The sequence below is a fragment of the Flavobacterium sp. WC2509 genome (genome assembly GCF_052683105.1).
In genome coordinates this window covers 2,543,685-2,567,214 of sequence record NZ_JBQZFG010000001.1, presented here as the reverse complement: position 1 = coordinate 2,567,214, position 23,530 = coordinate 2,543,685, and the positions used below count along the sequence as shown (strand labels likewise).

General features: G+C 33.9%; 13 protein-coding genes. 8 read left to right on the top strand and 5 right to left on the bottom strand.

All coding sequences use genetic code 11. The features are described from left to right. The first annotated feature begins 482 nt into the window (after window positions 1-482). Together ACUN3A_RS10670 and ACUN3A_RS10665 are read left to right on the top strand one after the other, a co-directional pair. Window positions 483-4,070: a PAS domain S-box protein gene (locus tag ACUN3A_RS10670; RefSeq protein ID WP_445551278.1), complete on the top strand. Its 3,588-nt coding sequence runs from the start codon at window positions 483-485 to the stop codon at window positions 4,068-4,070. Window positions 4,071-4,104: 34 nt separating this feature from the next. Further along, window positions 4,105-4,536, top strand: coding sequence for a response regulator (locus ACUN3A_RS10665; RefSeq protein ID WP_445551277.1), 432 nt, complete (start codon window positions 4,105-4,107; stop codon window positions 4,534-4,536). A gap of 58 nt (window positions 4,537-4,594) precedes the next feature. Here the strand turns inward: ACUN3A_RS10665 and ACUN3A_RS10660 are convergent, their stop codons facing one another. The 4 genes from ACUN3A_RS10660 to ACUN3A_RS10645 form a co-directional block, all read right to left on the bottom strand. Further along, a complete protein-coding gene (locus ACUN3A_RS10660; RefSeq protein ID WP_445551276.1) occupies window positions 4,595-6,865 on the bottom strand; it encodes a cation:proton antiporter in 2,271 nt (756 codons plus the stop codon). Between the two features lie 119 nt (window positions 6,866-6,984). Beyond that, window positions 6,985-7,704, bottom strand: coding sequence for a LytR/AlgR family response regulator transcription factor (locus tag ACUN3A_RS10655; RefSeq protein WP_445551275.1), 720 nt, complete (start codon window positions 7,702-7,704; stop codon window positions 6,985-6,987). Continuing rightward, a complete protein-coding gene (locus tag ACUN3A_RS10650) occupies window positions 7,673-8,437 on the bottom strand; it encodes a sensor histidine kinase (RefSeq protein ID WP_445551274.1) in 765 nt (254 codons plus the stop codon). Before ACUN3A_RS10650 ends, ACUN3A_RS10655 begins: the two co-directional genes overlap by 32 nt. A 24-nt stretch (window positions 8,438-8,461) precedes the next feature. Further along, window positions 8,462-10,732: a cation:proton antiporter gene (locus tag ACUN3A_RS10645; RefSeq protein ID WP_445551273.1), complete on the bottom strand. Its 2,271-nt coding sequence runs from the start codon at window positions 10,730-10,732 to the stop codon at window positions 8,462-8,464. A 186-nt stretch (window positions 10,733-10,918) separates the two neighbouring features. Between ACUN3A_RS10645 and ACUN3A_RS10640 the strand changes: the two genes are divergently transcribed. The 5 genes from ACUN3A_RS10640 (at window position 10,919) to ACUN3A_RS10620 (ending at window position 18,692) form a co-directional block, all read left to right on the top strand. Further along, on the top strand, window positions 10,919-13,333 hold the full coding sequence (locus tag ACUN3A_RS10640; RefSeq protein WP_445551272.1) for an efflux RND transporter permease subunit: 2,415 nt from the start codon (window positions 10,919-10,921) through the stop codon (window positions 13,331-13,333). A gap of 120 nt (window positions 13,334-13,453) precedes the next feature. Further along, the gene (locus tag ACUN3A_RS10635) at window positions 13,454-14,686 is read left to right on the top strand and encodes a hypothetical protein (protein WP_445551271.1); all 1,233 of its coding nucleotides are present in this window, start codon (window positions 13,454-13,456) and stop codon (window positions 14,684-14,686) included. 392 nt (window positions 14,687-15,078) lie between these two features. Continuing rightward, window positions 15,079-16,512, top strand: a complete 1,434-nt coding sequence (asnS, locus tag ACUN3A_RS10630) for an asparagine--tRNA ligase (RefSeq protein ID WP_445551270.1) — start codon at window positions 15,079-15,081, stop codon at window positions 16,510-16,512. A 71-nt stretch (window positions 16,513-16,583) separates the two neighbouring features. Continuing rightward, window positions 16,584-18,047: an RNA polymerase factor sigma-54 gene (gene rpoN / locus ACUN3A_RS10625; RefSeq protein WP_445551269.1), complete on the top strand. Its 1,464-nt coding sequence runs from the start codon at window positions 16,584-16,586 to the stop codon at window positions 18,045-18,047. A 39-nt stretch (window positions 18,048-18,086) separates the two neighbouring features. Continuing rightward, complete coding sequence (locus ACUN3A_RS10620; RefSeq protein WP_445551268.1) at window positions 18,087-18,692, top strand: hypothetical protein; 606 nt, start codon at window positions 18,087-18,089, stop codon at window positions 18,690-18,692. Here ACUN3A_RS10620 and ACUN3A_RS10615 read toward each other — a convergent pair. Further along, on the bottom strand, window positions 18,687-19,388 hold the full coding sequence (locus tag ACUN3A_RS10615) for a porin family protein (protein ID WP_445551267.1): 702 nt from the start codon (window positions 19,386-19,388) through the stop codon (window positions 18,687-18,689). The two genes, ACUN3A_RS10620 and ACUN3A_RS10615, sit on opposite strands and share 6 nt — an antisense overlap. A gap of 466 nt (window positions 19,389-19,854) precedes the next feature. Between ACUN3A_RS10615 and ACUN3A_RS10610 the strand changes: the two genes are divergently transcribed. Continuing rightward, window positions 19,855-23,517: a pectinesterase family protein gene (locus tag ACUN3A_RS10610; RefSeq protein WP_445551266.1), complete on the top strand. Its 3,663-nt coding sequence runs from the start codon at window positions 19,855-19,857 to the stop codon at window positions 23,515-23,517. The last annotated feature ends 13 nt before the right edge of the window (window positions 23,518-23,530 follow it).

Sequence of the window (23,530 nt, the reverse complement as noted above, 5' to 3'; positions counted from 1 at the left end):
CTTCAAATCATTTAGTCAATTGTAATAAAATATTGCTAAAAGTCAATTTTATCCTTGATTTGAAAATTTAACCCAGAATCCTCCTCCTAATTTCTTCTCGGCAAATTTTAATCCAAAATATATTTTTGGACTGACCAATATTACCCAATCTTAATCAATTAAAGTATTCATAATTAATTACTTACAAATGTCGTCACGCATTTTAAAGTGTTCTTAGTAATTCATAAAACAATACCTACTTAACTGTTAAAAAATTCCTGTTTTTAAACTGAAAAAAGAATAAGATTATCAAACATCAAAAGTTTGGCATTAAATTTGTATCTTTTAAAAGCGAATTAAATCGATGAAATACATTTTAATAATTAATAAATAATCTTTTACTTTCAAAATAGATAATTTTAAATTTATGTAAATAGCAATTGACAGCAAGAATACTCAATGCGTGATTTTATTAAAAAAATCATTTAAAAAAATAAAATAAAATGGGCGAAAATATAAATATCGAGAATAACAACATTCCAAAATTTCTAAATTCGACAACCAAAATCGTTTTCAGTACAGTAATACTATATTTTCTAATTGCCAAATTATCCCTATTTATATTTCTCACTGAAATTAACATACTTCCCTTTTTTCCATCGATTGGTTTTGCAATTGCTGCGACGCTACTTTTGGGACGAAAAGCAGTTTTTGGAGTGGCAATAGGCTGTTTTCTATTTTCTATAAGTTTATATAAAAACGATTTTCAAAATGCCGCAACATTTGAAGAACTTATTAAACCATTAGCCATATGTATCATCAGGCCAATTATAGCTGGTCTAAATGCATTTCTTGTTTCCTATTTAAGTCAATTATGGTGCAAAACAAAATATCCTTTCGGCAACAAAAAAAATGTTCTGTTTTTTGCTTTTGCTAGTTTATTGGGAACTTTTATAAGTGTCAGTATTGGTTTTATGCCGCTTGCAATGACTTCTTATTTCTATTTGGATAATAGCATTTTAATTTGGAGCAACATGCTCAGGGGAAATGCTTTGGGCGCCATTGTATTTACTCCATTGGTCGTTTCATGGTTCTATAATACCGAAAATATCACTCAATGGACAGCTGCAAAAAAAGCAGAAAGCTGCCTTCTAATCATTTCCACCTTAACGCTATCATTATACATTTTTGAAACGCACGCCAACAACGAATCCATTTTATTCTTTTTATTGATATGGGCAGCCTCCCGATTTGGGATGAGAGTAATTACGCTTGTATCCTTAATCATTACGATCATAGCCATATATTGTACAGGACATCGAATGGGCGGATTTATTTTCAATGGTTGGGATAATGACTTTTTAATGTTACAATTGTTCTTATTTGTAAATATGGTCTCGATATTATTTTTAAAGGCAATATTACAAGAAAAGGAAAACGAAGAAAACAAATTAAAAATTAGCGAACAAGATTTAGGTTTAGAAAAAAACATCCTCAAAGCTGCCATTGAGAGTCCGAAAGGAATCAGCATTTCTTGCTTGGACACTAATTTGAACTATCTTAGTTTCAATTCGACCCACGCAAAGTATATGAAAAATGAATATGGAGTAGATATAAAAATCGGCGAAAATCATATCGAATACATTACAAAAGAAAACAGAAAAGAAGAAATCAATTCAATTTATCAAACCATTTTAAAAGGCAGCACATTTTCTGTCGAAGAAAAAGACGCTACAGGACAATATTGGACTATCTATAAATCCCCTATCAAGAATCAAGATCGAAAAATTATTGGAACAACTACAATTGTTACCAATATTACTGATTTAAAACTAAAAGAAATACAATTAGAAAAAAACAACTATTCTCTTAATGAGCGCATTAAAGAGCTACGATGCTTATTTGACATCACGAAAATAATTAGCAACAAGGCACTTTCAAAATCTGAAAAAATGGAAGCATGCGTTCAAATTATTCCAAAAGCGATGCAATTCCCTGAAATTGCTAACTGTCGAATCCAATTTGGAGAGAAGGTATTCATTTCTGACAATTATAAAGAAAATGATTGGTTTCTCAATCAAAAGATTACAGTAAATGGAGAAGAATGCGGTTGGATAGAAGTAGGCTATTTTGATGCAAAAAAACTAGAAAAAGAAAATATTTTTTTAGATGAAGAAATCAAATTATTAGAAACATTATCCGATATTATTTCTAAATCCGTGGAAACCAAAATAGCTGAAGAAAAGCTCCTAAAAAGCGAAGAAACCTATCGCGTTTTATTTGAAAACGTTCAGGATGTCTTTTTCAAAACATCAGTAAAAACAGGAGAAATAGTAGACGCCAGTCCCTCCTGCATCACTTTTAACGGAATTACAAGAGAAGAACTCATAGGTCAAAACAGATCATTTATTTATTCTGATAAAAATCAAATGCAATTGATGTTCCAAAAAATAATAACGGAACAAAAAGTCGTTGACTATTACAATGAAATAACAATAAAAGGAAAACATTATTATGTATCGATTAACGCTAAAGTTATATTCGATTCAAATGGAGAACCTGAATTTGTAATAGGTTCAATAAAGGACATTACCGAAAGAAAACTAGCCGAAGAAAACCTAAAAGTAAGTGAAGAAAAGTTCCGTGCTATGTTTGAGAATATCCAAGATATCTATTATATGCATACCCTTGACGGAAAAATATTCGAAATAAGCCCATCTGTCGAAAAACATTTCAAGTACACAAGAGAAGAAATGATTGGAAAATACACTAGTGAACTCTATTATGATTCTACAAAACAAAATGAATTCAGAGAAAAAATCACTAGAGATGGCTCTATAACCGATGAACATGTTCAATTAGCGACTGCTACAGGAGAAGCCGTATATTTTTCTGTAAACTGCAAAATAATTTATGATAAAAATGGAAAGCCTTCCCATGTTGAAGGATCAATGCGTAACATTAACGATAGAATAATCAATCAGCAAAAATTGGTAGTCGCTTCTGAAAAAATAAAAGAAAGCGAAGAAAAATTCCGTTCTATTTTCGAAAATTTTGAAGACGTTTATTTCAGAACAACTGTAGATGGAATGATTCTTGATGTAAGTCCTTCGTTTGAAAAACATTTTCTTAGACCTAGCTCACAAGCTATCGAAAGTTCGGTATTTAATTTTTATTATAACAAAGAAGACAGAGAATCATTATTGAAAAAACTGAAAGAAGAAGGACAAGTCAGAGATAGTGATATCCGATTTGTAGACGGAAATGGAAACATTGTGTTTTTCTCAGTAAATGCCCGATTAATATATGATGAAAATGGAAGACCAATCTACATTGAAAAATCTATGAGAAATGTGAATGACCGTATTGCTTTCCAAAAAGAAATGCTTGCTAAAAACAGAACCCTCGAATTTCAAAACACGGAATTAGAACAGTTTGCTTATATAGCATCACACGATTTACAAGAACCGTTAATCACTGTAATTCATTGTATACAAATGCTTCAAGAGGAAATAGGCGGGAATTTAGACGAGGACCAAAAACAGTATTTACAATTCATTAATAGCTCAACATCTCGTATGCAAATATTAGTCAAAGGATTATTGGACTACTCCAGAATTGGGAAGGAAAGAAAAACCAGCAAGATTAACTGTAATGAAATTGTTGCCAATGTCCTTGCAGATATGAACGTGAGTCTAACAGAAAGCAATGCCGATGTCAAATATGAAAACCTGCCTGTCATTGAAGGCAATACTACCGAAATGAGACAATTGTTTCAAAACATGATTAGTAATGCCAATAAGTTTAGAAAAAAAGACCAACAGCCAAAAATAAAAATAACGGCTGTAAAAGAAGAAAACAACTGGTTATTTTCCATTCAAGACAACGGAATAGGAATTGAAGCGGAAGATATGAATAAAGTTTTCGTGATTTTTAAAAGACTGAATAATCGCAGTGAATACCATGGAACTGGTATAGGACTATCACACTGCAAAAAAATAATAGAGCAACACAAAGGAAAAATTTGGGTCGAATCGAAAGTTAACGAAGGAAGCACATTCAAGTGGACATTCCCCGTAGAACAAAACTAATAGTATATAAATCAAAAACCTTACAATGCAAAAAATGGAAAATAAATTAAACAGTATCTTATTGGTTGATGATGATATTGCTACTAACTTTATCAACAAAAAAATCATACAAAAAGCCAATATAGCCGAGTATATCCAAGTAGCTTTGAATGGCAAGGAAGCTTTGGAATATCTTTGTAACCTAGGAAATTTTGAATCAGACGATAACAAATCCCCACAGCCTCAATTGATATTATTAGACATCAATATGCCGGTTATGGATGGCTGGGAATTTATAGAAGCTTATCGAAATTTGAATATCGCAAACAAAGAGAATATTATTATTGTAATGCTCAGCAGCTCATTCAACCCTGCTGATAAAGCAAAAGCAGAATCGATACCGGAAATTTCGGAGTTTAGACAAAAACCTATGAGCAAAGAAGCACTACTTAAAATTATAGCAACGAATTTCCCATTTATTGAATAACAGTTCTCAAAAACCGCATCATTCTAACCGCAAAGCTCATAGTGTTTTGTCATAAATTTTAGGGTTTAATGATGAGTACCGAAGGTGTATTATTGAGCCAGGTACTATGCGAATCTATTAACTTTTTCCAACTTTCGAGGCTAATAATCATTAAATCCTGTTGCTCTAAAAATTCTTTTTTAATTGTTCTGTCCTGCATCATCATAATATGATTGGGCGCAATTTGTTCAATAGAACGAACAGATTCCTGAATTTCTCTACTGTTTCTGATTTCTCCTACTGCATCCAAAACAGTAATTTGAGAACCATTATTATGTATTAGCTTTTGAGCAAACTCTATCAAATAATCATCTTCTTTACTGAAAATTGGCATAAATATTCGATTGACTTCTGCTAACTCCTTATCAACAAGAATTCCAACTGGCATTTTGCTATTGGCAATAATTTGTCTCGTTCTTTCATCAAAAGGAGAATTTTCAAACAATCCTTCTTTTCCAGTAATTTTATCTATAAGACGATCTGGATTAATAATTCGCGTCGTAAATCCAAGTACTTTACCAAGTAATGTTCCTTCAAAAATAGATTGCCCCAAACCAACCAATAACAAATCATATTCTCCATGATTAGCGGTCTCAGTAATTTCAGAATCAATATCGTTGGATACTTTAAACAACGTGACTATTTTTTGATTTAAATTTTCAGATTCAGAAAGAACCGGCAAAAAGATTTCCTTTTCATAATCTTTTACGTCAAAGGAATGCAGTTCCGAACTTAACGACAAATGCATGGCTGTTACAATGGTATTTCCACCTTGTTTCTTTACGAGACTGTTGGCAACTTTAAGCAGCGTTTTACCTTTATCGGCTGTAGCAAAAGAAATAAGGATTTTGAATTTACTTTTATTGCTAATTTCTTCAGGGACAATTGTAGGTTTATCTCTAAAGACATAGTTTATCAAATCCAAAGCAGGTCCTGTCATAAATGTGGTTACCAAAGCCATAATCACCATCATAGTAAAAATTTGGGTAGACAAAACTCCTAAATCATATCCAATGTTTAATACAACCAATTCCATCAAACCTCTTGTATTCATTAAGGTTCCTATAGATAAACTGTCTTTCCAACTATGACCAACAAACTTTGCCGCAAACGCACTACCGAAAAACTTACCAGCAACAGCTACCAAAATAATAATTCCAGTTATTTTCCATAAATGCGGATCATCAATCAATCCGATTTGAGTTCTTAAACCTGTAAAAACAAAGAACAAAGGAAGCAAGACAACTACAGAAACGTCTTCTATTTTTTCGATAAAAATAGAACGGAATTTATTGTTTTCAGGCATAATTGCACCTGCTAGGAAAGCTCCAAACAAAGCATGAATCCCTATCAATTCTGAAACATAAGCAGATAACAACAGCGTCAAAAAGAAAATTGCCACGACAGATTTACTCAGACTTTCTCTTGTTGAATTCAAATCACCCACTTTTTTCAAGAAAGGACGAACCACTTTTAGCATCAGCAACACATAAAATACAGCCAATACAATAACGTATAAAGAACTGGTAAACGAACCGGCTTTTACAATGGCAATTACCGCAGCCAAAATACACCATGCTGTAATATCATCGGCGGCGGCACAAGTAATTACAATTGCTCCTAATTTGGTTTTATGAATGCCGCGTTCCCGAACGATACCTGCCAAAACAGGAAATGCAGTTATACTCATCGCAATTCCCAAGAACAAACCAAATGAAAGAAACTCAACACCCTGAGGTGCAAAAGAATGATAAATAAAATATGCCAGACCTAAACCTAGTGCAAACGGTATTATGATACTCGCATGACTAATAACTACCGCATCATGCGCTTTGTTTTTAAGTGCTTTCAAATCGAGTTCCATCCCAATAACAAACATAAAAAGGATTAATCCGATTTGGCTCAAAAACTGCAAGTTGCCCAAAGAATCCTTTGGAAACAGCATGGCTGAAAATTCAGGAAAATACATTCCGATTAAAGAAGGTCCCAAAACAATACCCGCTATCATTTCACCGATTACCGTTGGCTGTCCAATTTTTCGGCAAACCCAACCAAAAAAACGAGCAACCAAAATAATAGTTACAATTTGTGCCAAAAGAATAGCCAATGGATGCTGCAAATTTTGAGTCATTGACATTAAAAAATCATTCCAATGCCCATTTTCTATATGGTGAGGTACAATATCCCTTCCAATTTCTAATGTTTTTCCTTTTAGAATAATCCAATAGATTAAACCCGAAAATCCACCTATAATAGCCAAATAAAAAAAAGTTTTTTGAATATTCTTCATATACACACTTTTAAACTAATTAATTTTCATGCAAATATGAGAACTGATTTTCGAGCAATAAAATGAATTTGAATCTAATTTTAAGGAGATGTAACAAGAGCGAAAAACTTTGTAATAAGTTAGATTTTTACTTTCGATAAAAAATCATTTCGATACGTTTCGCTTAAAACTAACACTATCGGTTTTTCGTTTTTTTCATGAATCGAAAGGGTAATTTCGTTATGATTGAAAAACTGCACTGCCTTTATCGCAATGATTTCTTTTTTATTAACTCTGCAAAAATCCAACTTAGGAAGCTGCTTTAATAAAGAATCAAAATTGATATTTTTCAACATTAAAAGACTTCCGTCTGCAAGAATAACTTCCTTGTCTCTACTATCGACAGATGCCGTTTTTATGTACTGAATCTGGTCAAAATATAATAGTGCTTTGCCTTTATCAGTATTCAGATGAATAAATTTCTTGGAATCATTTCGCTTTTGAAATCGTTCCAAAGATTTAGCGACAGCTTTTTCTAAACGTTCTTTAGTGACTGGCTTGATAACATAATCTACTGCATCAATATCAAAAGCTTCGGAAGCATAATTTTTATAGGCAGTGGTAAAAATGACCAATTTGTTTTGCAGCAGATTCGCTAAACTCAAACCATCGATTCCCGGCATTTCAATATCCGAAATGCACAAATCAAAATCGAGATTGGGAACTTCGTCCAATAATTTTTGGGGATCATTAAATGACTTTACAATTTCTAATTCGGGAATTTGTTCACAAAGCATTTTCAGATAAGTTAAACCTGGCAATTCATCATCAAGCAGTAAACATTTGATTTTTGTATTCAAGGAGATTGATTTTTAAATGCGCAATATAAATGTCATTTTCAACAAATTTATCCAATTTGAACTGATTTTTGTATATAATTTTCAATCGTTGTTCCAATGTAGTTGCGCCAATACCGCTTCGTTCTTTTTTTAAGGCTTTCTTCTCTGAAATTTTATTGGAAACCGTCAAATAGAAACAATTATCTTTAAACTCAAACAGTATCGAAATAAAGGCATCGGCACTTTGCAGATCAGCATGTTTAAATGCATTTTCTATTAAATCTATCGAAATCAGTGGTGCCAGAAGATTCTGTTCATACAGTTTTTCTCCATCATTTATCTTAGTTTTCACTTTCAATTCAAAAAGCGGACTCACTTTGATTTTATTAATTTCAATAAGATTTAAAGCAAACTGAATTTCTTCTTTTGGTGAAACGAACTTTTTTTGACTTTCATACAAAATATAATCCAAAACATTCGCCAATTTATCCAAAGCAAAATATGTTTGGTACGCATGCGATTGAATAGAGTTGAGAATATTTTTGAAAAGATGCGGATTGAGTTTGGACTCTAATGTTTCCAACTGCAGATTACCAACTTTCATTTCAAGGAAATCGAATTTTTCTTCAACCCTTTTTTTAGCTTTCCCAGATTCCAACAATCGATACACAAGATAACAAAGCACTATAATAAATACTAAAATAACAACCAGCAATACATATACAATGCTATTATTTCCTTGTGAATTATTCATTATAATTATTTTCTAATGTTTACTTTAAGGTTTAATAATCAATACCGATGGTACTCCACTCAACCACTTTGAGCTACTATCCAATAAGTCTTTCCAGCTTTCTAAACTTACAATCATTAAATCTTGTTTTTCTAAGAACTCATTGTAAAGTATCGATTCATTATTTAAAATTACATTCTTTGGAAATTTCTGTTTTAATGAACCAATAGCACTTTCAATGACAAAATTAGATTCCATATGACCATTCATGTCCAAAAAAGTAATCGTGGCATTATTGTTATAAATTATTTTTTGAGCATAATCAATCAGAAAGGAATCTTCGGAACAATATATTGGAACAAAAACGTGATTTACTTCTTTCAAATCTTTGTCAATCAATACTCCCAATGGCAATTTTACTTTCATTACAATTTGTCTGGTTCTCTCATCAAATGGAGAATTCTCAAACAATCCTTCTTTTCTGGTGAATTTTTCCAGCAATCTTTCTGGATTAATAATTCTTGACGTAAATCCAATTACTTTCCCCAATAAAGTTCCTTCAAAAATAGATTCTCCCAAACCAACCAATAAAAAGTCATAATCTCCTTGATTGGCAATATCTATAATTTCAGATTCAACATCTAATGTAGCTTTGAAAATAGTTGTAATTTCTTGTTTCAAAATAACAGCTTCTTTGACAATTGGACTAAAACTACTTTTCTCTTTATCCTCCATATTAAAAGAGTGCATTTCATCACTCAAAGACAAATGCAATACAGTAATATTCGTAGTTTCTTTTTGTTTTTTAACCAAACTATGCGCTAATCGCAACAAAGATTTTCCTTTTTCATTATTACCAAAAGAAATCAAAACTTTATATTTACTTTGATCTATTTCTTCTTCATGATCGGTAACATCGGTCGTTTTAAAAATATAATTAATTAAATCCAATGCTGGTCCTGTCATAAAAGTGGTTACCAAAGCCATAATTACCATCATCGTAAAAACTTCGGTAGTAAGTACGCCAAGAGCCAATCCAATATTCAAAACAATCAATTCCATCAATCCTCTTGTATTCATCAGAGCCCCAATAGTAAGACTATTTCTCCAGCTTTGACCAACAAATTTGGCTGCCAAAGCACTACCAAAAAACTTACCAACTACAGCAACCGTAATAATCAAACCAGTTACTTTCCACAAATAAGGTTCATTAATCAAACCTATTTCGGTACGTAATCCTGTGAATACAAAAAATAAAGGAAGTAGTAATATCACAGATACATCTTCAACTTTAGAAATAAATACGGTTCTAAATTTAGGTACATCTGGCATAATAGCCCCCATCATAAAAGCTCCAAATAATGCATGAATCCCAATCAATTCGGTAGCATACGAAGATATAATTAGCAACAGAAAAAAGATGGCAACGACAGGTTTACTCAAACTGTCTTTGGATCCATATAAATCCCCTATTCTCTTCAAAAAAGGTTTAACCAAATAAATCATCATCAGCACATAAATCACTGCTAATGAAATAATATACATCGAACTTACAAATGTCCCTGCCTTTACAATAGCAATTACAACAGCCAATAAACACCAAGCAGTAATATCATCAGCAGCAGCACAAGTGATGGCAATAGCTCCTAATTTTGTTTTATGCATACCTCTTTCCTGAACAATTCGTGCCAAAACAGGAAACGCAGTGATACTCATTGCAATTCCCATAAACAAACTAAAAGAAAGAAATTTGACACCTTCTGGAGCAAAACGATTGTAAACAAAATAAGCCAATCCAATACCTAAAGCGAACGGAATAACAATACTTGCATGACTAATAACTATAGCTTCTTTCGCCCTGTTTTTCAATACTTTGATATCGAGTTCCATACCAATTACAAACATAAAAAGTATCAATCCAATCTGACTCAAAAATTTTAAGTTTTCTAATGAATTAGCGGGAAAAAGTGCATGGAAAAATTCTGGAAAATATAGACCTAATAAAGATGGTCCAAGTGCAATTCCGGCAATAATTTCACCAATTACCGATGGTTGTCCAATTTTTTTGAAAATCCACCCAAAAAGACGGGCTACAAGAATAATCATTATAATTTGTGCCAATAAAATAGCCAATGGATCTTGAACATTATGAACCATTGAAATCAAAAAATCTCCCCAAGAACTATCGCTTGCTTTTGGATGAACAATAGTTTTATTCCCTTCCAGATGTTTCCCTTCTCTTAGTATCCAGTATATTAACGCAGTAAAACCACCTGTAACTCCAAAATAAAACAATGCATTTCTGTACTTTTTCATAAGCAACTTTTCAATAATTTCGGTATCCACCTGAAAAAAATCAAATATATATAAATTACAAGCTACAACGGTACTTTGGCATAAAATAAAAACAAAAAATTAACAATAAAATTAACAAAAAGCATTCTTAAAATCTAAGGCGATTATAGCTGTTTTAATTACCTTTGCCGAGCTTAAAAAATCGACATGATTAAATGGTTTAGTTTAGGATTTTGGGAATTAATTGCCAGAATTGTACTTAGAAATAGAATTTTAATGTTATCCATTATTGTAGTGATAACAGCTTTATTGGCAATGCAATGGAAAAACATCCATTTTACGCATACAGAAGCCAACATGTTACCCGATGACAATATCGTCAATGTAGAGTACAATGCCTTTTTAAATAAATTTGGCGAAGAAGGAAATTTGGTCATTATTGGTGTAAAAGACAAAACATTTTTTACTCCAAAAGCCTATGCAGCTTGGTCAAAATTAATGAATACTCTAAATGGTGACAAAGCTGTCGATTTAGTTATTTCCATAAATAATTTAAAAAAATTACAAAAAAATGATTCGCTTCAAAAGTTTGAATTGGTTCCTTTTGTTGACCCAAGCAAAACTACTGATGAAGCCTATCTTCAAAAAATAAAAAAAGAGCTCTTTAATGATTTGCCTTTTTACGAAGGACTTCTTTTCAATAAAAGATCAGGAACGATACGCTCTGCCATTTATTTAGACAAGAAAATTGTAAACACTCCAGCTCGAAAGGATTTTATTCTACATCAATTAGTTCCAGCTGTAGAAGCATTCGAAAAAGAAACCAAAATTGACCTTCGTGTTTCTGGAATGCCTTACATAAGAACGCTAAATTCAGAGACTATCATTAATGAAATAAGTCTTTTCATTGGCGCTTCATTATTGGTAACCTCATTACTTTTCTTTTTCTTTTTTAGAAGTTTTAGAGCTACTTTAATTTCGATAATTATTGTAATTATTGGTGTAATGTGGTCTTTTGGTTTCTTAGGATTATTAAACTATGAAATCACAGTTTTAACCGCCTTAGTTCCTTCTTTAATTATTGTAATTGGGATTCCGAATTGTATTTTCCTTACCAACAAATACCATCAGGAATATAAAATTCACCGAAATAAAGCCAAAGCACTGCAGCGAGTTACGACCAAAGTTGGTATGGCAACTCTTATGACTAATGTGACTACCGCTATTGGTTTTTTTACCTTTATTACTTCCAATAACAAATTGCTTATTGAGTTTGGAAATGTAACTTCCATTAACATTCTTGCCTTGTTCTTTTTATGTATCATTGTGATTCCAATTTTTCACAGTTACATTCCAGCACCAAAAGAACGCCATATTGAGCACTTAGATAGAGGTTATGTAAAATCATTCATGGACTGGATTTTACGAAATGTAAAAGAAAGTCGTTTTTCTATTTATGTTGTTTCGATTTCATTACTAGTAATTAGTATTATAGGAATTTACAAAATGCGTATTTCGGGTAGTATAATAGAAGATATGCCCAAAAAAGCACCCTTTTTCCAAGATATTCTTTTCTTCGAAAAAGAATTTGATGGCGTAATGCCTTTGGAAATTATGATTGACACCAAACACAAAAAAGGTGTAATGAAACTTTCTACCCTCAAGCGAATGGAGGAACTGGAAACAGCAATTGATGAAATTCCGGAATTATCAAAACCTATTTCGGTTGTTAATTTGGTCAAATACTCCAAACAAGCGTATTACAACGGAAGTCCTGAATACTATGAATTGCCTACGTCGCAGGAACAAGCTTTCATTTTATCATATGCCAAAAATGCCACCAAAAACACTAAGGGTGACTTGATGAAAAGTTATGTAGATAAAACTGGTCAATTTGCTCGAATCACAACATTTATGCGAGATGATAACGGCGGTGTAATGCCTATCGTCGAAGCTGAAATTCGTAAAAAAGCCGATAAAATTTTCCCTCCAGATCGATACAATGTAATTATCACAGGAAAAGCATTAGTGTTCCAAAAAGGAACAGGGTACTTACTGGACAATTTACTTTCGTCATTAGTTTTTGCTTTTTTTCTGACTGCTCTTTTAATTGGATTTATGTTCCGTTCATTTAAAATGATTTTGGTTTCTATAATTCCAAATTTATTGCCGCTGTTGCTAACAGCAGGAATTATGGGCTTTTTTGACATTCCATTAAAACCGTCAACGATATTGGTTTTCGGAATTGCATTTGGACTTTCGGTAGATGATACCGTTCGATTCCTGGCGCAATACCGAGAGGAATTAAAGAAAAACGACTGGAAAATACGCAAATCTGTTTATGCAACCTTTAACGATGCCGGACTGAGCATGTTCTATACTTCTATTGTATTATTCTTTGGGTTTTCGGTATTCATGCTGTCTAGTTTTGGTGGAACTATTGCCCTTGGCGGATTAGTTTCGTTGACATTGTTATTCGGAATGTTATCAAACTTGATGTTATTACCAGCATTAGTATTAACATTAAACAAAACATTAGCAAACGAACAAGAATTCATCGAATCCAAAATTAACATCACCGAACATACTGACGAGGCAATCGATGCTTTGACAAAACAGTAAATTGTTGTTTTAGAAGCTAATTCTACGATCTGTTACAATCTTTTCTAAAAATAAATCCAGCCTTAGAGCTGGATTTGTTGTTTAAATAATTTATATATTTACACATATAAACTTACAAAAATGAAAAGAACCGTAGCTCTTGTATTTTTAATGATTGGTATTAATTGCAATTCTCAAAACACAACAAATCAAAAAAAACCGATCCTTACAACTGGAAATGACTCGATTAAAATTTGTCCTTTTGAAAATAATTGTGGCTACTATAAAGGGGAAATCACTGGTGAATTCACTCATGAAAAGGCAAACGGAAAAGGCAGAGCAAATTTACAAGGTAATATTGCAGAAGGCAATTGGAAGGACAATCGTCTGGACGGCTATGGATCCTATGAAGTTAAAACAGTATGTAAATATATCGGAGAATGGAAAGACGGAAGGCTTTGCGGACAAGGTTCCATCACTTATAACAATAATTCAAAATATGTAGGTGAATGGAAAGAGCATAAATTCGATGGTAAAGGAACCATGACTTTTGAAAATGGAGCTAAATATGTCGGGGAATGGAAAGACAACAAAGTCACTGGAAGTGGTTCTTTTTACACTCCAGATGGAGTCAAACATAGTATTGAATGGAAGGATGACAAAGCAAAAGAGAAAGGATACATAACTTATATAAAAAATCCTAAAAATTCAAAAAAATTCATTCTAAAAGGCGACAAATTTACTGGTAATGGAACTATAATAAATTTATATGGGGATGTTTATACAGGCGAATTTAAAGACGGAAATACAAGTGGTCAAGGAACCAAAACTTATGGAAACGGATCGAAATATATTGGCCAATGGAAAAATGACAAACGTGACGGCAAAGGAACTTATATAAATACTAACACAGGAATAAAATATGTAGGCGATTGGAAAGAAGGGGAATTTGACGGCAAAGGAACTTATACAAATACAATCAGAGGAGAAAATTATGTTGGCGATTGGAAAGAATGGAAATTTAACGGCAAAGGAACTTATACAAATACAATCAGAGGAGAAAATTATGTTGGCGATTGGAAAGAAGGTGGAATGAGTGGTCAGGGAACTATGCTATATGGCAATAAAGACAAATATATTGGTACATGGCAAGAAGGCTATAGGACTGGACAAGGTACCTATACTTGGCAAAATGGAGATAAATATGTTGGTGAATTTAAAAGCAATAGTAAAAATGGCAAAGGAACACTTGCATACGCAAACAATGAAAAATTTGTTGGAGAATGGAAAGATGACAATGAAGAAAACGGCATCCTTTATAAAAGCAATGGACAAGTAAAATGCAGTTATAAAAATGGTGTGAAAACGGAATAAAATAATCAGCTATAATAATTTTCTTTGAATTTCCTCAAGAAATTAAATAACAAACTCCCATCTCTTCTTAGGGTTTATTAAAGCTCTTCGCATCTTCTAATAATTCCAAAAGAGCCAATTCTTTCAAAAAAGCTAATGTCTCGATATCTTTAGCCCCGATTACTTCACTATACTTTTACTTTTATAGGAACTCAGTGAACTTCGTTTGTAGTGAAAACCCTTTTTATTTTTAAAGAAAAAATAAAACGATTGTAGCGAAAAACGGGAAATAGCACCCCATATTACACCTTCTCGCAACATGACAATTAAAACAAATCGATTATATTTGTAATTCGATTGAAACACTGATTTTTCTATAATCTAAAATCAGAACTCTAAAATCTAAGATACAAATGAGACACACAAGAATTAAAGATTTACTAAACAGTACCTCGATACTTCATGAAGTAAATGCAAAAGGATGGGTAAGAACTTTTAGAAACAATCAATTTATTGCATTGAACGACGGTTCTACAATCAATAATATACAATGTGTTGTCGATTTTGAAAACACTCCAGAAGAAACATTAAAAAGAATTACAACTGGTGCTGCTGTTTCGGTTACAGGAACTTTGGTAGAAAGTAAAGGCGCTGGTCAAAAATACGAGATTCAGGTTGCAAAACTTGAAATCTTGGGAGACTCAGATCCAGAGAAATTCCCAATGCAACCTAAGAGACATTCTTTAGAATTCTTACGTGAAAATGCGCATTTAAGAGTTAGAACAAATGCTTTTGGAGCGATTATGCGTGTGCGTTCGGTTTTGTCTTTTGCTGTTCATAGTTATTTTCAGCAAAAAGGGTTTGTTTATCTAAATACACCGATCATTACAGGTGCTGACGCGGAAGGTGCTGGAGAAATGTTCCAAGTGACTTCATTGCCATTAGATAATTTACCAAAAACTGAAGAAGGTCAAATTGATTATAAAAAAGATTTCTTCGGAAAACATACTAATTTAACCGTTTCTGGACAATTAGAGGGAGAAACTTTCGCAATGGCTTTGGGTCAGATTTATACTTTTGGACCTACTTTTAGAGCCGAAAATTCAAATACTTCTCGTCACTTAGCCGAGTTTTGGATGATTGAACCCGAAGTGGCTTTTAACAATTTAAATGACAATATGGATTTGGCAGAAGATTTTATCCAATACGTGATTAAATACACTATGGAAAAATGTTCTGATGATTTAAAATTCTTAGAAGGTCGTTTATTAGAAGAAGAAAAAACAAAACCACAAGCCGAGAGAAGCGAAATGACTTTGTTAGAAAAGTTAAATTTTGTGTTGGAGAACAATTTCAAACGTGTTTCCTATACCGAAGCTATTGACATTTTAAGAGATTCTACTCCAAATAAAAGGAAAAAATTCCAATACATTATTAACGAATGGGGAGCTGATTTACAATCGGAACACGAACGTTATTTGGTCGAAAAACACTTTAAATGCCCCGTGATTTTGTTTGATTATCCAGCAAATATCAAAGCATTTTACATGCGTTTGAACGAAGATGGAAAAACAGTTCGTGCAATGGATATTCTTTTCCCAGGCATTGGAGAAATCGTTGGAGGTTCTCAAAGAGAGGAACGTTTTGATGTTTTGGTCGAAAAAATGAGAACTTTAGGAATTGACGAAGAAGAATTATGGTGGTATTTAGACACTAGACGATTCGGTTCTGCAGTTCACTCTGGTTTTGGACTGGGATTCGAAAGATTGGTGCTTTTTGTAACTGGAATGACAAACATACGTGACGTAATTCCTTTCCCAAGAACGCCACAAAATGCAGAGTTTTAATAACGAGTTGATGGTTGATGGTTGTCGGTTTTTAGCCAACAACCATCAACCAATAACCAACAACAATAAATATGCTAAAGCAATTTTTAAATCTAAAAATATCTCAAAAATTATCTCCACAACAAATTCAGTTGATGAAGTTAATTCAGTTGCCTACGCAAGCATTTGAACAGCGATTGTTGGAAGAAATGAATGAAAATCCTGCTCTGGAAGCTGGAAAAGAGGACGAATACGAAAAAGACGAGTACGATACCGAAGAATACGACGATTATGAAGATTCTGAAGCCGACAGAGTAGACGCCGAAGATATTAACATCGACGAGTATTTAAACAGTGACGATACTCCCGACTATAAAACTCAAGCCAACAATTACAGCGATGATGACGACAACAAAGAGACCCCATTTGCGGCTGCAATAAGTTTTCACCAAGACCTCATCAATCAATTAAACACTTTCATTCTGAATGATGAAGAACGTGATATTGCTGAATTTTTGGTAGGAAGCATAGATGACACGGGATATATCCGAAGAAGTACAGCTGATTTAGTAGATGATATGGCTTTTACTCAAGGGCTTTATACTTCTGAAAAACAAGTTGAATCCATCTTGCATATTATTCACGAACTAGAACCAACTGGTGTGGGAGCACGAGATTTGCAAGAATGTTTATTGCTGCAACTCAAACACAAAACGCCAACAGAATCAGTCGATTTGGCGACAGCCATTATCGAACAGCAATTTGATGCTTTTGTGAGAAAGCATTATGATAAGTTGACTCAAAAATTCAACATTTCTAGCGAACAACTTAGAAATGCCATTCATGAAATTGAAAGACTTAATCCAAAACCTGGAGGATCATTTTCTGGAAATAATAAAATCACCGAAAACATCGTTCCCGATTTTACTATTCGCATCGTTGATGGTGAATTAGAACTTTCTTTAAATGGTCGCAATGCACCTTCTTTGCATGTCTCTAAAGATTACCAGGAAATGATGCAAACCTATAAGGAATCTAAAGAGAAATCAAGCTCTCAAAAAGATGCTGTTCAATTCATTAAACAAAAATTAGACTCAGCAAAATGGTTTATTGATGCAATAAAACAACGTCAAGACACTTTGTTTGTAACGATGAATGCTATTATGCATTATCAAAAAGATTATTTATTGGATGGTGATGAAACTCGTTTAAAACCAATGATTTTAAAAGACATTGCCGACATGATTGGGCTTGACATATCGACCGTATCAAGGGTTGCCAACAGCAAGTATGTTGAAACTCCTTATGGCACAAAGCTGATAAAAGAATTCTTCTCGGAAGCAATGAAAAACGATCAAGGCGAAGAGGTATCGACAATAGAAATCAAAAGAATTTTACAAAACACCATCGAAGAGGAAGACAAAAAAAATCCGCTTCCAGATGATCTTTTGGCAGAAATACTGAAAGAAAAAGGATACCCAATTGCCCGAAGAACTATAGCCAAATACCGCGAACAGTTAGAAATCCCTGTTGCCCGTATGAGAAAAAAACTATAATTGTATTTTTAAACCTTAAACTTCTTCAAATCGTTTACATTGAAAAAAATACTTCCTATATTTTCCTATATTTTTCATCCGCTTTTCGCATCTGCACAAGCCTGTCTTTTCTATTTTTTATTCCACAACGCTGATTATACTACTGACCAAATCACTCCTTTTTTTTGGCAGATTTCAATTGTGACTATTTTGATTCCGACAGCATTATACTATTTACTACGTTTTGTCGGCAAAGTAGATTCTATAATGATTGCCGATCTGGAACAACGTAAAATTCCGCTAATCTTTCAAAGTTTTTTAATCATTTTATTGCTGCGAAAAAGCATTCCACTAGAATATTATCCCGAATTGCATTTCTTCTTCTTAGGCGCATTGTTTAGCACATTAGTTTCACTTGGTTTATTATACATCAAATTCAAAACCAGTCTGCACATGCTTACCATTTCTGCCTTAACTGTTTTTGTTTTTGGATTGAATCTCCATTTACAAACAGGAAGTGTCTATCTTGTTCCTTTTTTATTGCTTATGAATGGATTTGTAGCTTCTTCGCGTTTGGTCATGCAGGCACATACACCAAACGAATTAATCATTGGAGTTTTAGTGGGAAGTATTCCTCAAATACTATTTCTTTTTTTGTGGTTATAAAATATAGAAAATCACACCCAGACTCAAAGTATTCATAGTAATAGGTACCGAATTGAGTTGAGCAGTTGATTTAAAAAGGGAGTTCAAGCCATAATACACTTGTAGATTAAAAGCACTATATCCCATTGAAATATAGGCCCCATAAAGAAACTCCTGAAAATCTTTATTCCCTTTGATAACAATTTTTTCAGTTCCATTATCAAAAACAGATTTGTCATATAATAAATAACTGACTTTAAAACCTCCATACAATCTGAAAAACTGAAAAACCTCAGGAGTCGAATTACGCCATCTGAACTCAATCGGTACCTCTACCCTCAATTGTTCAAATCTATTTTTATCATAGCTGGATGGTAAAATTCCATACACTGGATTATCACTAGTTCCAGTAATGCTCATGTTTTGTAAATAATTATTGAAAGTGAATCCAATTCCAGGAGCAATGGCAAAAGTTCTGTTTTTGTTTAATGGAAAATCTCTAAGGAATCCAACACCAAAACCAAACGATATTTTATCTTGGGCAAGTCCATCAGGTTTTTTTACAATTGAATTGTAATTAAGTTGTGCATAAAACTGATCTTCTCTATAAAGACTATCCACCTTTATCTTTAAAGTATCTATTGAGAACGTTGTCTCTTGAGAAAACCCTCTAAAAAATGATAAAAAAAGAAAACAACCAAGAAATAATCGCATCATTAGTTTGAGAGTTTAGTGGGTAGCTAAGGATTTGAAGCCTCCAAAATAGTATTCATGTATAATAGTTTACAAATATCATAAAAAAAATGCTGACCTCATTTAAGATTAAGCGTTTTTGTTTTTGCAGAGAAGATGGGTTTACTCTTATGACGCTCCCTAAAAAGGAAAATGTCACAAATAAAATAGCTATTCTTGGGATGCTTCAATAAGAAACTTTTGTGTATAGCTATTACTGAACAGCAGAAACCGTGTCAGTATTGAAATTAATGTTTTAAAGACTCCCCTTCCACGATGATTTATTGATTTTCAAATAATTAGCACTATATCGTTTTCGCCCCTGTTTAATAGTGATTTGTCTACTGTCTTAGATTTTGCTTTTTATAGTTTTGCTTTAACAAGAAAAGTTCTCTTATAGAAATTAATTCATATGGGAAAAACATCTATTAACTAATCAAAACCAAAAAGCATGAAACAAAAATTTTTACTATTGACTTTTTTAGCTTTCTTTTCAATGCAACTGAAAGCACAGACCTACAATATCGTAGTTGCCAAAGATGGCACCGGTAATTATACCACAGTACAGGCTGCGGTCAATGCCGCTCCTTCTAATAGTTCGACCAGAACTACAATTTATATTAAAAATGGCTCTTATTATGAAGTAATTACTGTTCCTTCAAATAAAACCAATCTGACATTCATAGGAGAAAGTTCCACTGGAACAATTTTAACCTATAACAATTATTCCACCAAAATTAATCCGGCTACAGGAACAGCTTACAGAACCTCTAATTCAGCCAGTACTTTCATCAATGGCGCGGGATTTTATGCATTGAACCTTACATTCGCTAACTCATCAGGACCTGTTGGACAGGCCGTAGCTGTTCGATCTACTGCGGATAAAGCTGTTTTTAAGAATTGCCGTTTTTTAGGAGATCAGGATACTTATTATCCCCACAGCGGAAGATCTTATCATGAAAATTGCTATTTCGAAGGTACTACAGACTTTATTTTTGGAGGAGCCATCGCCTATTTTCAAAACTGCCAGCTTTACACTAAAGGAGGAAGCTCTTTAACTGCGGCTAATACCCCGTCTTATCTGGCCTATGGATATGTTTTTAACAACTGCCAGATTACTGGTTCAGGAAGTAATATTACAGATCTTGGTCGCCCATGGGGAGGATATGCATCAGTTACTTTTATGAATACCAGTATTTCCAATGCTATTAAGGCTGTAGGTTGGAATGACTGGGGTAACGCTGCCAATCAGGCTACAGCACGTTTTTCAGAATATAATAACTCAGGTGCTGGTTATGTTCCGTCTTCCAGAGTTTCATGGTCGAAAATTTTAACTGCTTCTCAAGCGGGCTCTTATACAAAACTAAATGTTTTAAAAGCAAATAATGCCAACCCTCAGGTTACTGATAACTGGAATCCAGACACTATCATTAATTCCGTTTCCCTAGCAGCTACATTGACAAAACACGGAGCGGGAGGATCTAGCCAAACGGTAGCTATAAATACTGCTATTACAGGCTTTTATTATTCATGGGAAAATGCTACTACAGTAACTGTATCCGGATTGTCATCAGGAATCAGTGCTGCTATAGATAATTCAGCCAAAACAATAACCTTCAGTGGAAAACCAACTGTAAGCGGTACTTTTAGCTATACAATTACCACAGTTGGTGGTACAACAAATACAACAAAATCAGGAACTTTCACAGTAACCGCAGCAACTCAAAAAGGTACTGCTACTCAAAAAGTCGCGGCTACTCTAGCGGCTACTTCGCCAGCATTTCCAAGTGCAGAAGGTTTTGGTAGATACACTACTGGTGGTCGTGGCGGAAGAGTAATCTACGTTACCAACTTGAATGATTCAGGGGCAGGAAGTTTAAGGGAAGCCGTTACGGCAACGGGAGCAAGAACTGTGATGTTCAAAGTATCCGGAATCATTGCGCTGAATTCAGATTTGAAAATTAGCAGTAATGACATTACCATAGCTGGTCAGACTGCCCCCGGCGATGGAATCTGTTTAAAAAATTATTCAGTAGCAATAAATGCTGATAATGTTATCATTCGATATGTTCGTTTCCGCATGGGTGACCAAGCTCAGCATGAAGGAGATGCGATAGGTTCCAGAAATCATAAAGATATTATCATTGACCACTGCTCTATGAGCTGGAGTACAGATGAATGTGCTTCATTTTATGACAATGAGAACTTCACTTTGCAGTGGTCAATGATGTCTGAAAGTTTACGTGTTTCTATTCACGATAAGGGAACTCATGGTTATGGTGGAATTTGGGGAGGAAAAAAAGCGTCATTTCATCACAATATGCTAGCTCATCATGATAGCAGAAACGCCCGTTTTTGTGGCAGCAGATACTCAGGACTTCCTAATCTTGAGCAAGTTGATTTTAGAAATAATGTTATTTATAACTGGGGTGGCAACAGTACTTATGCTGGTGAAGGAGGATCATACAACCTTACCAATAATTATTACAAAGCCGGTCCGGCAACGCCTTCGAGCATAAACGACAGAATTATATCTCCAAATGCAGATGATGGAACTAACACTCAGGCAGCAGGTGTTTGGGGTAGTTTTTACGTTAATGGAAATTATACTACAGCAAACTCGACTACTACAACCGATAATTGGAATGGAGTTGACCCTAATCCATCTTCAAAAAGTAAAACGGAGCTTCGTGTAAATACTGAATATAGCTTTGGTGAAATGACCACTCATTCAGCAGCAAATGCCTACAGCAAAGTGTTAGCGTATGTTGGAGCTAGTTTTAAACGTGATGCAGTAGATAACAGAATAGTATCAGAAGCAACTAATGGAACCTTTACTTATACGGGATCAAACGGAAGCACTAAAGGTCTGATTGATACACAATCTGATGTTGGAGGATGGCCAACTTACAATTCTACTACAGCCCCTACGGATACGGATAATGACGGAATGCCAGATAGCTGGGAAACTACTAATGGTTTGAATAGTAGTAATGCTTCTGACGGGATAACGTATACACTGAACTCAACATATACTAATCTTGAGGTTTATATTAATGGACTAGTAGCGACAATCACTGCTAATCAAAATCTAACCGGAACTGCAAACTATACAGATTCTACTGCTGCTGCAGCTACTCTTGTGAAACATGGTGCAGGTTCTTCATCTCAGACTGTAAGTTTAGGTACACCAATAGTTGGTTTTAATTATTCATGGACGAACGCCACCTCTGCTACCGCTTCAGGATTACCTGCTGGTATTACTGCAACAGTTGATGCTTCAGCAAAAACTATTACCATAAGCGGAACTCCTACACAAGCGGGAACATTCAACTTCACAGTTACTACTACTGGTGGCTCTCCAAATGCATTGGTCTCAGGTACAATTACCGTTAATGGTGTTATTTCTGAGATTACGATTAATGAAAATGGAATTGGTTTCTGCTCAGTGGATGGCACGATTGATAGTAATAATGCAGGGTTTGAAGGTGCTGGTTTTGCCAACGCAAATAATGCAATCGGGGCAGGAATTGAATGGTCTGTGAATACTTCTTCTGGAAATTACATACTTCGTTGGAAATATTCTAATGGAGGCACTACTCCTAGAACAGGTAAAGTAATAGTGGATGGCATTACATTGGCTACTGCTGACTTTAACCCTACAACTAATTGGACTACCTGGGCCGAGAATTCAAGCTCTTTGGTCACAGTAGCTCTTTCTGCGGGTAATCATATCATCCGATTGGAAGGAACAACAGCTTCAGGTTTGGCTAACATCGATAAAATAGAGATTGAAGGAATTAATCCTCTGCCGGTTAGTTGTGGCAGTACATCCAAAAATGCTTCATCTATAAATACAATTAATGTTGATGAGGTTAAGGCTGAAGTGAAAATATACCCTGTACCATTTAAAAATGAATTTTATATAGATTTGGGTACTATTGAAAAAGTTAAACGAATTTTGGTATTTAATATGCTTGGACAACAAGTTTATGCAATCAACGAAATTAACGATCCAAAAGTAAAAGTGAATATTAATGGTAGTGTAGGCATATATACAGTTAAAATAATTACTGAAAATGGTATTGTAAATAAAACCATTATCAAAGAATAAGTTTATAGCTTGA